General features: G+C 44.5%; 9 protein-coding genes and 1 pseudogene. 6 read left to right on the top strand and 4 right to left on the bottom strand.

The genetic code is table 11. The annotated features are described in order from the left end of the window. The 4 genes and pseudogenes from gyrB to dnaA all read right to left on the bottom strand — a co-directional run. Window positions 1-245: pseudogene (gyrB, locus tag B4J23_RS06480) on the bottom strand (DNA gyrase subunit B); the annotation flags it as partial. Between the two features lie 54 nt (window positions 246-299). Then, entirely contained in the window at window positions 300-1382 is a 1083-nt protein-coding gene (gene recF, locus B4J23_RS06475; protein WP_291359428.1) for a DNA replication/repair protein RecF, read from the bottom strand. A gap of 25 nt (window positions 1383-1407) precedes the next feature. Next, a complete protein-coding gene (gene dnaN / locus B4J23_RS06470; RefSeq protein WP_159124285.1) occupies window positions 1408-2556 on the bottom strand; it encodes a DNA polymerase III subunit beta in 1149 nt (382 codons plus the stop codon). A gap of 109 nt (window positions 2557-2665) precedes the next feature. Beyond that, window positions 2666-4048: a chromosomal replication initiator protein DnaA gene (dnaA, locus tag B4J23_RS06465; protein ID WP_004780349.1), complete on the bottom strand. Its 1383-nt coding sequence runs from the start codon at window positions 4046-4048 to the stop codon at window positions 2666-2668. Window positions 4049-4706: 658 nt separating this feature from the next. On the opposite strand from dnaA, the gene rpmH reads away from it, so the two are divergent. The 6 genes from rpmH to B4J23_RS06435 all read left to right on the top strand — a co-directional run. Beyond that, window positions 4707-4841 carry a 50S ribosomal protein L34 gene (rpmH, locus tag B4J23_RS06460; protein ID WP_000831329.1) on the top strand — a complete coding sequence of 45 codons (135 nt, stop codon included), beginning with the start codon at window positions 4707-4709 and terminating at the stop codon, window positions 4839-4841. A 29-nt stretch (window positions 4842-4870) separates the two neighbouring features. Beyond that, on the top strand, window positions 4871-5266 hold the full coding sequence (gene rnpA / locus B4J23_RS06455; protein WP_034706193.1) for a ribonuclease P protein component: 396 nt from the start codon (window positions 4871-4873) through the stop codon (window positions 5264-5266). Window positions 5267-5275: 9 nt separating this feature from the next. Then, window positions 5276-5596 carry a membrane protein insertion efficiency factor YidD gene (yidD, locus tag B4J23_RS06450; RefSeq protein WP_005233127.1) on the top strand — a complete coding sequence of 107 codons (321 nt, stop codon included), beginning with the start codon at window positions 5276-5278 and terminating at the stop codon, window positions 5594-5596. Between the two features lie 5 nt (window positions 5597-5601). Then, window positions 5602-7365, top strand: a complete 1764-nt coding sequence (gene yidC, locus B4J23_RS06445) for a membrane protein insertase YidC (RefSeq protein ID WP_034171340.1) — start codon at window positions 5602-5604, stop codon at window positions 7363-7365. 91 nt (window positions 7366-7456) lie between these two features. Next, complete coding sequence (gene mnmE / locus B4J23_RS06440) at window positions 7457-8812, top strand: tRNA uridine-5-carboxymethylaminomethyl(34) synthesis GTPase MnmE (RefSeq protein WP_125279429.1); 1356 nt, start codon at window positions 7457-7459, stop codon at window positions 8810-8812. Between the two features lie 205 nt (window positions 8813-9017). Then, a partial coding sequence (locus tag B4J23_RS06435) for a tyrosine-type recombinase/integrase (protein ID WP_291359423.1) occupies window positions 9018-9584 on the top strand: 567 nt, incomplete at its 3' end.

Genomic DNA, 9584 nt, shown 5'->3' with positions numbered 1-9584 from the left:
GATTCATCTTCATGAATAGTCACTAAAATTTCATCACAGTGACCTGCCAGCGCCTCATCAATCGAGTTATCTACGACCTCGAAGACCATGTGGTGTAAGCCGGTACCATCGTCTGTATCACCAATGTACATGCCTGGACGCTTACGTACTGCGTCTAAACCACGTAATACCTTGATGCTAGAGGAATCATAAGCTTTTTCAGTGGTTTGTTCTGTTTGAGAAGCATCTTGATCTTCTGAACTCATGGTTTCTCCCTAGTGAAATATAGGTTTATCCAAAGATAGGTAAAAATTTAAAAACTATTGCACAACAACTTGAACTGTACCGTTTTCAACATTGAATAACTGATATGAGATAGACAGATCATGTAGGTGCTTTTGTACTGATTCATGGTCTAAGGTGGTAATAAAAACTTGACTACCAAGCTGGCTCAATCGCTCAATTAAACGTTGTTGTGCGGTTAAATCTAATTCTGCTGTCACATCATCTAATAATACCACAGTTTCCTTATTACAAGAATGCAGCATTGCGATTTGCGACAGTTTAAGTGCCATCATTAAAAGCTTTTTTTGTCCGCGGGACAGGATTACATCAGCATCGCCTAAAGGGGTCTTTAAACGCAAATCTGCGCGATGTGGACCATATTCGGTATAGCGTCGTTCTACATCTTTGTCATGGTGATTGGTCAGGTCATTCAACAGGCCGTTTTCGCTGTGAAAGCCGGGACTGTATTCCAGAGAAATCTCCCGATCAGGCAGTAGATGCTTGAGATCATCCTCAAAAAATGGCTTCCACTGTTCCACGATGCCGACACGCTGGGAGTGCAAAATCTCGCCATATTCACTCAGCATCTGGTTCCATGGTTCCAGATCTGACAGGCTCAAGAAACGCTTGGATTTAAGCAGACTGTTCCGCTGTTTTAGGGCGCGTGAATAATATTGCCAGGCATGATAAAACTCTGGTTCCACGTGGAACATTAACCAGTCCAATAACTGACGACGTGGTTTGGCACCATGATCGATAATATCGGTACTTTGTGGATCAAGCAGTTGTAAGGGCAACATTTTGGCAAGCTGGCCTTGAGTCGCAATCGCATCGCCATTGACCTTAATCAGCTGTTCCCCGCTGGCCATTTTTTGCATGCCGACTTTTTCAGTTTCCGATTGGGCGAACACAAGCGCATCCGAGGCGCCATGCTGAATGTAATTTTTCGGGATATGGGTACGAAAGGAACGTCCTGTGGCCAGTAAATGAATAGCTTCCAGTACTGAAGTCTTGCCTGAACCATTCTGGCCATAAAAAACATTAAACGGTTGCAATCCCTGGAGTGCAACCGTTTTTAAGTTTCGTACACGTTCAATATGAAGACGCGTAATATGCATAGCGTTGGCTTAACTCAGCTGTCGCTTAGACACGCATTGGCATCACGACATAAGTCTGATCGGTATGAGATGGATCCTGAACCAGCACAGACTGATTCGCTTCAGTCATGGTCATTGATACATCTTCACCGTCCAGTACCCCTAGCACTTCAATCAGGTATTGCGCATTGAATGACATTTCCAGTGGTGCATCTGCATATTGGATGGCTAGATCCTCAATCGCCTCATCCTGTTCCGGGTTATTGGCACGAAGTTGTAATGAACCGGCATTAAAGTTCAGGAATACGCCACGCAGTTTTTCATTACTCAAAATAGCCACGCGTTGTAAAGATTGCTTAAACACGTCATGCGCAATAATCACATTCTTGTCGCCACCACGTGGAATCACACGGCGGTAGTCCGGGAATTTACCGTCAATCAGTTTCGTAGTGAAACGAACTGTGATATCGGTCTGTTCTTTATCACGGCTGGCCATGCGAATGGTCACATTCAATAATTCACGACCAATCAGCAGAGAAAGCTGCTCATCTTCAACGCTTAATAAACGTTGTAATTCAGCGACTGCCTTACGTGGAACAATGGCTTGAATCGGTTGAGTTGCAGTCGATTGTGCTGCTGTTTCACACAGTGCCAAGCGGTGACCATCTGTCGTTACCGCACGAAGCTGATTGGCGTCAATTTCAAGTAAAGTACCGGTCAGGTAGAAACGCACATCCTGCACTGCCATTGCGAAAGCCGTTTTTTCAAACAGACGCTTTAATTCGCGCTGAGTCACAGTCACTTGCGTGCCTTGAGTATTTTCAGTATTCAGTAATGGATAGTCATCCGCAGGCAAAGTACCGAGCACAAAACGACTATTTCCAGATTTCAGGATACAACGCTGGTCATCGGTAATTTGCAGGTCGATCAGGGCTGCTGATGGCAAAGATTTACAGATATCAATCAGCTTACGTGCTGGAACAGTGGTTTCACCGGCTTGCAGGCATGCACCTTCAGCCAACTGTGTGCTGGCAACCAGTTCCACTTCCAGATCCGAACCGGTGACGGTCAAAGCTTCAGCAGTCACCTGGATTTTCAGGTTTGAAAGAATATTTAAGGTATGGCGACGTTCAACCGCTCCTACGACATGTGAGAGAACATTCAGTAAGCTTTCTTTCGCGATTTTTAAACGCACGGTACATTCCTCTAAAGCTGAAGATTAATAAGATAAAAGTTGAATTTTTAGCAGTTAACTATGCGGCAAAACAGGCCGCATAGCAAGAACAGAATTTGAGCGTTTTAGGTCAACTCTGCAACAGGCGTTGCAGGTTTTTATAGTCCTCATTGAAGATCGGATCTTCTTCACGCAAGCTTTGCACTTTTTCGCAGGCATGCATGACTGTACTGTGATCTCGACCACCAAAAGCCATACCAATTTCCGGGAAACTGTCTCCAGTCAGTTCACGTGCCAGACCCATTGCAAGCTGACGTGGACGCGCATAAATACGGGTACGTTTTGGACCTACCAGCTCTTTAAGTGGAATTCGAAAATACTCACTCACTACACGCTGGATATTTTCAGTACTGATGGTACGGGCACGAATTGCGAGGACATCTTTCAAAGACTCACGTACCACATCCAGATCAATCGGCGTTCCTTTAAAACGCGAGATCGCCACCACTTTATTAAGCGCACCTTCCAGTTCACGGACGTTCGCTACTACTTGTTGGGCGATAAATAGCGCACAGTTACGTGGTAAATCTACACCGGTGTTTTCGGCTTTTTTCAGCAAGATTTCAATGCGAGTTTCAATATCGGGTGGTTCCACACCCACAGAAAGTCCCCAGGAAAAACGTGAAACCAGACGTGGATCCAGTTCGGTCAATTCTTTAGGATAACGATCCGAGGTGAGAATAATTTGCTTCGATTCATCCAGCAACGCGTTAAAGGTATAGAAAAACTCAACCAGACTGGCTTCTTTACCTGCGAGCAAATGAATATCATCGACTAGCAAAAGATCCAGTGAACGGCAGTTTTTCTTAAACTCTTCAACCTTGCCCTGTTGTAGGGAACTGACAAAATCCTGCACAAAGCTTTCTGCAGTCATATACATCACGCGGGCATTGGGTTTTGCCTGTAATAATGCATTTCCGACGGCCTGCATCAAGTGGGTTTTACCCAGACCAGTCGGACCATATAAAAATAGCGGGTTATGCTGTGAAGCCCCAAGTTGGGTTAACACCTTACGGCAGGTTTCAGCCGCCATCTGGTTAGAACGGCCTTCAACAAATAACGAGAAGGTAAATAAAGGGTTCAGCTGACGTTTACGGCTATTTTTGCCTGAATCTTCTTTTTCTTTCTTAGGACGCGGCGCTGGCGCAACCACAGGCGCAGATTCCAAAGCCGCTGTTGTCGTCGCTGGCTGTTCACTGGCAGATAAAATTGCACCTGGACGCGAATCCACCAGAATTTCAACTTTACGTACGCGACCTTCAGACAGCTGTTCGGCCAAAATCGAAATCAGTTCCAGATGATGCTCTTGAATGTAGCGCGTCCAATACGGATTAGGTGCATAAAGACGCAGGGTATCGTCCAGCTCTTCCGCAACCAATGGGCGAATCCACATTGTAAAGACATTTCCAGAGAGCTCTTGTCGCAAGCGATTTAAGCAGTCTGTCCAAAGCATGTGAATCCCCTATTCATTCCATTGTTAATTAAAAAGGCTGACCGCGACCAAAGCGGGTCGCCATTCTAACCAAGTTATCCACATCTGTCATGGCAATTTCCACAGATTTTGCGCAAAAAGCAGTCATGGTGGATAAATTTAAATTTAAAAAGCTGGTGTGGATAAGTTTATCCGCAAGCTGTGGATAAAATATAACACAAAGTTATCCACAAAGTATAAAATTAATAAAAACAGTTTTATCCACAAACTAAGTTTTTGTTTATTTAATACAAAATCAGCTTTTCCACAGAAAAAGTCCACCCTAATAGTAATAAATTTAAATTTATAAATTTGAATTTATTTATAAGATTCGATTCTTTTGTGGATAACTGAGAAAAGTTTAAATTTAAATTCAAAACTCAGGAGTTAAATTTAGATTCCACATAAGTTGTGGATAACTATGTTGATATAAGTGTTAATAACTTATATTCAATTTTAAAACAAATAGTTATATTGTGGTTAACTTATATATAGGTATTTGAATACAATTTTTTTAATCCCTATTTACAATTTTGATTTCAGTCTTATTTGAAAAGAAAGTGGCTTTTGCATTGACAGCTCAAGCAATGAGCACTAAAATCGCGGACCTTTATAGAAAGATCATTTTTGGAGTTTCGACATGAAACGTACATTCCAACCATCTGAATTAAAGCGTAAACGCGTTCATGGTTTCCGTGCTCGTATGGCTACTAAAGCTGGTCGTCAAGTTCTAGCTCGCCGTCGTGCAAAAGGTCGTCACAGCTTAACTGTTTAATCAGTTAGGCTTTGCCGATTTTGGGTGTTATGACTACACTTTATAGTTTTGGTACAGAGCTTCGTTTACGCTGTGCTGCAGATTATAAAGGAGTCTTTGATGGTGCGCTTTTTAAAGTGCATCAACCCCATTTCCTTTTTCTTGCAAAACATTCCGAACTGCCAAACAGCCGTTTGGGTTTAGTTGTTGCCAAGAAAAAAGTGCGCCGTGCGCACGAACGAAATCGAGTAAAACGACTTGCTCGCGAAAGTTTTCGCCTGCATCAACAGCAACTAGATGATTTGGATATTGTGGTTATGCCTAAAGTAGGTATAGAAGCAGTGCCGAACGCAGAGTTGCATCAGCAATTGCAATTTGCCTGGCAGAAACTCAACCGTCTTGCCAAAAAGCATTCCAAAATAGCATCATCCTCCCCACAAAAGTAGAGATGGCCAATGGTACGTTTACTGCATTGGTTAATACGTTTCTATCAGATTGCGATTAGTCCTTTATTGGGACCACGCTGTCGTTATATTCCAACATGTTCTCAATATTCCTTGGAAGCAGTCCATACACATGGAGCTGTGCGTGGTGTGTGGCTGGCTACTAAGCGTATTTGCCGTTGTCATCCGTGGGGTGGCTCTGGATATGATCCGGTTCCCCCGAAAGCGATTCGTTTTATTTCATTTCAGCAAATAGATTCTCAAACGCTTCACGTTGCTGTACCCTTTCGTGATCGTTTATTGAACCAAAATCACTCTAACCACTTGGGGTAATACATATGCAACAATGGGCCAGGATTGCAATTCTCGGAGCCATGTTTGTTGTCGCATATTTGCTCATTTTGGCGTGGCAAAAAGATTATGGCAATGCTGAAACCAAACCACAGCAAGAAGCTGCGGTTGTTTCACATGAAGTATCTGCAGATTTGCCAAATGCTCAGACGGCGACAGCCGCTTCTGATCTGCCACAAGCAAATATGCCAGCGCAGCAAGCAACGGATGCCACCGCACCTGTAAGTCAGCAGCTTATTTCAGTACAAACTGACCTTTATCATCTTTGGATCAACCCTAAAGGTGGTGATATTGTTCGTGTTGAATTACTCAATCATGACAAGAATAAAGACAGCGATGAACCATTCGTCATGCTGGAAAGCGATGCGAAACGGACTTATGTCGCTCAGTCGGGCCTGATCGGTCTGAATGGACCGGACAGCAGCCGTAATGGCCGTCCAACCTATGAGCTGGAAAAAACGGCTTATACACTGGCAGATGCCAAAGCCGCTAAAAATAAAGATGGCGAAACTGTCAAAGTACTTTCTGTACCTATGGTCTTTAAAACGGCTGATGGTGTAGAGGTCATTAAAACCTTCAACTTTACTGAAGGTGAATATCCGATAGTTGTGAATCACAAAGTGGTCAACCGCAGCGGCCAGACCTGGCAAGGTCAGATGTTCGGTCAGATCAAACGTGACAATTCCGAAGATCCAGGTAAATCTGATCAGGGGATCTTCACACTGGGTACGTTCCTGGGCGGCGCTTGGGGTACACCGGATGAGCATTACAACAAGTTGAAATTTGACAACTTTGTTGAAGAAAAACTCAGCACTGAAGCCAAAGGCGGCTGGGTTGCGATGGTGCAGCACTACTTTGTCAGTGCATGGGTACCAGGTAACCTGAAACTGACACAGGGCAATGGCGAGGCCTATACGGCGAAGCTGGAATCACGTAAGTCAACTGATAACATGAATATCATTGGCTTTACCTCTCCGACCTTCAATGTACCTGCCGGTACTGTGGCTGAAATTGATGCGACCTTCTATTCTGGTCCAAAAATCCAGTCAGAGCTCAAAGATCTGGCAACAGGTCTGAACCAGACTGTAGATTATGGCTGGTTATGGCCGATTGCCAAACTACTATTTGTTGGTCTGGAATTTTTCCATGGCCTGGTAGGTAACTGGGGCTGGGCGATCATTCTGTTGACTATTCTGGTAAAACTGATCCTGTGGCCATTGTCGTCGAAGAGTTACCGCTCTATGGCGAAAATGCGTGTGATTGCGCCAGAAATGCAGCGTATGAAAGAAGAGTTCGGTGAAGACCGTATGCGCTTCTCTCAAGAGATGATGGCACTGTACAAACGCGAGCAGGTAAATCCACTTGCCGGCTGTTTACCGCTCTTGCTGCAAATGCCAATCTTCCTGGCATTGTACTGGGTACTGATGGAATCTGTGGAACTGCGTCATGCACCATGGATGCTGTGGATTCAGGATTTATCTTCAATGGATCCTTGGTTTATCCTGCCATTGCTGATGGGTGCAACCATGTATATCCAGCAGTCGTTGAACCCACAACCAACTGATCCAATGCAGGCGAAAGTGTTCAAGATTATGCCAGTGATCTTTACAGTATTCTTGCTGTTCTTCCCGGCAGGTCTGGTGTTGTACTGGATTGTGAACAACTTGATCACGATCTTGCAGCAAACACTGATCAACAAGTCTGTTGCCAAAGACCGTGCTAAACGCGATGAGGCAACACCAGTCAACTAAGTTGTATTGATGGGCTGAATAAATCCGCTTAAGATGGTAATCTTGAGCGGATTTTTTTTGCTGTACTTTTAAGTTTTTCTAGGTGAATGTTATGCTCGACCGAACTACGATTGCTGCGATTGCAACTCCCCCAGGACGTGGCGGTGTAGGTGTCATTCGCCTGTCAGGTCCCAAGTCTTATGAAATTGCCCAGGCCTTGAGCCAAAAAGATTTGCCTAAAGCCCGTTTTGCCGGTTTTCGCCAGTTCTATGATGCAGCTGGTGAAGTGATGGACGAAGGTCTGGTGATCTGCTTCCCGAATCCGAATTCCTTTACTGGTGAAGATGTAGTAGAACTGCAAGGTCATGGTGGCCCGGTGATTCAGAATGCCCTGTTGGGCCGTTTGCTGGAACTGGGTGCCACTGCAGCCAAAGCCGGTGAATTCTCGATGCGTGCCTTTGAGAATGGCAAGCTGGATCTGGTACAGGCTGAAGCCATTGCCGATCTGATTGATGCGACCTCCCAAGCGGCTGCCCGGTCTGCAGTCCGTTCTCTACAAGGGGCATTCTCGACTAAGGTCAATACGGTATTAGAACAGCTGATTCATTTGCGTTTGCATGTCGAAGCGGCGATTGATTTTCCTGAAGAAGAAATCGACTTCCTGGCGGATGGCAAGATTTTAAATCTGCTGGATGGCGTGGCGAATGCCGTCACTCAGGTTCAGCAATCTGCACGTCAGGGTCAGTTACTGCGCGAAGGTCTACAAGTGGTGATTGCCGGTAAACCGAATGCAGGTAAATCTTCCTTGCTCAATGCCCTAGCAGGTAATGAACGTGCGATTGTGACCGATATTGCAGGGACAACCCGTGATGTATTGCATGAAAAGATCACATTGAATGGCCTGCCGATTACCCTGACCGATACTGCTGGTCTGCGGGAAACCGGCGATATCGTGGAAAAAGAAGGCATTCGCCGCGCGATTAAAGAAATTGAACAGGCCGATCTGCTGTTGCTGGTTTATGACCTGAGCCAAGGTGATGACCCATTACAACTCGCTCAAGAATATTTTGCCGAGCATCTCGAGCCAAAACGTCTGATCCTGATTGGGAATAAAGCCGATTTGACCGGTGCCGATGCTGTCATGGGGGATTTTAAGGGCTTCCGTCACATTACCGTTTCAGCCAAGCAAGAAACTGGCGTCCAGTCGCTCATAGATGCGATTACGGCGCATGCAGGCTTCCAGCCTGAAGAAGATACCTTTATTGCCCGTACCCGCCATTTAGACGCAATGAAGCGCACTCAGATGTACCTAGCTGAAGCCCGTGAGCAACTTGTAGTGTATAACGCAGGTGAACTGGTCGCAGAGTCTTTACGTCTGGCACAGAATGCGCTGGGCGAAATTACGGGTGACTTTAGTGCGGATGACCTGCTGGGCAAGATCTTTGGATCGTTCTGTATTGGAAAGTAATTTCAATTTAAGCCTATATTCCAGTAAATTCTAATAAGTTCCAATGATAATTAAATAGCATTAAGTTTTAATAGCTTAGTGCTTTTTTTATGTCTTTTTATTGTTCCAATATGTTCTATACGTTCATCTAGTGCTATGATTTTTTTAGTCACCTACTAGCTACGTGACAATAGAACCTTATTTTTATGCCTGAGTGACTAGAATAATGCCAAAGATAAACGGCTTGTTTTTCTCTACTGATAGAGAGATTCAAAACCTTAAACCACAGGACAAGCGATATTCAGTTAAAGACAAGCTGAATAATGGTCTGTTTATTGAGGTGAAGGAATCAGGCGTTAAGTCATGGCATTACCGTTATTCACTGGCAGGTAAGCAAGAACGGCTTGTTATAGGTCGTTATCCTGACTTGTCATTGAAGGATGCTAGACAGATCAGAGATGAATCCGCCTCATTGGTGGCTAAAGGTATTTCACCTAAACAAGATAAGGCAAAACCTAAAGGCATTTTGTTTAAGGACTACGGCGAACGCTATTTAAAAGAAGTCATTAAAAAAGACCGCAAAGACCCTTACAACATGGTTTTATGCCTGAGCAATGATATTTATCCAATGATGGGCCACATCCCATTAGATCAGGTCAGTATTGAAGATATACGCCGTACTATATGGCGCAAAAAAGAACAGGGATATGATGCAGCAGCTAACCAAGTCAGAGGCTTGTTAAAGCGCATGTTTGATTATGCTATGACGTTGGGCCTTGTACCTTATAACCCT

It is taken from the genome of Acinetobacter sp. UBA3025 (assembly GCF_002367915.1).
Taxonomy (GTDB): Bacteria; Pseudomonadota; Gammaproteobacteria; order Pseudomonadales; family Moraxellaceae; genus Acinetobacter.
This window is presented reverse-complemented; position numbering and strand designations above follow the sequence as displayed.

Coding starts and splice junctions, on each gene's coding strand:
- yidD (WP_005233127.1), top strand. CDS start 5,276: ATGGTACGTTTACTGCATTGGTTAATACGTTTCTATCAGATTGCGATT.
- mnmE (WP_125279429.1), top strand. CDS start 7,457: ATGCTCGACCGAACTACGATTGCTGCGATTGCAACTCCCCCAGGACGT.
- rpmH (WP_000831329.1), top strand. CDS start 4,707: ATGAAACGTACATTCCAACCATCTGAATTAAAGCGTAAACGCGTTCAT.
- dnaA (WP_004780349.1), bottom strand. CDS start 4,048: ATGCTTTGGACAGACTGCTTAAATCGCTTGCGACAAGAGCTCTCTGGA.
- recF (WP_291359428.1), bottom strand. CDS start 1,382: ATGCATATTACGCGTCTTCATATTGAACGTGTACGAAACTTAAAAACG.
- yidC (WP_034171340.1), top strand. CDS start 5,602: ATGCAACAATGGGCCAGGATTGCAATTCTCGGAGCCATGTTTGTTGTC.
- rnpA (WP_034706193.1), top strand. CDS start 4,871: ATGACTACACTTTATAGTTTTGGTACAGAGCTTCGTTTACGCTGTGCT.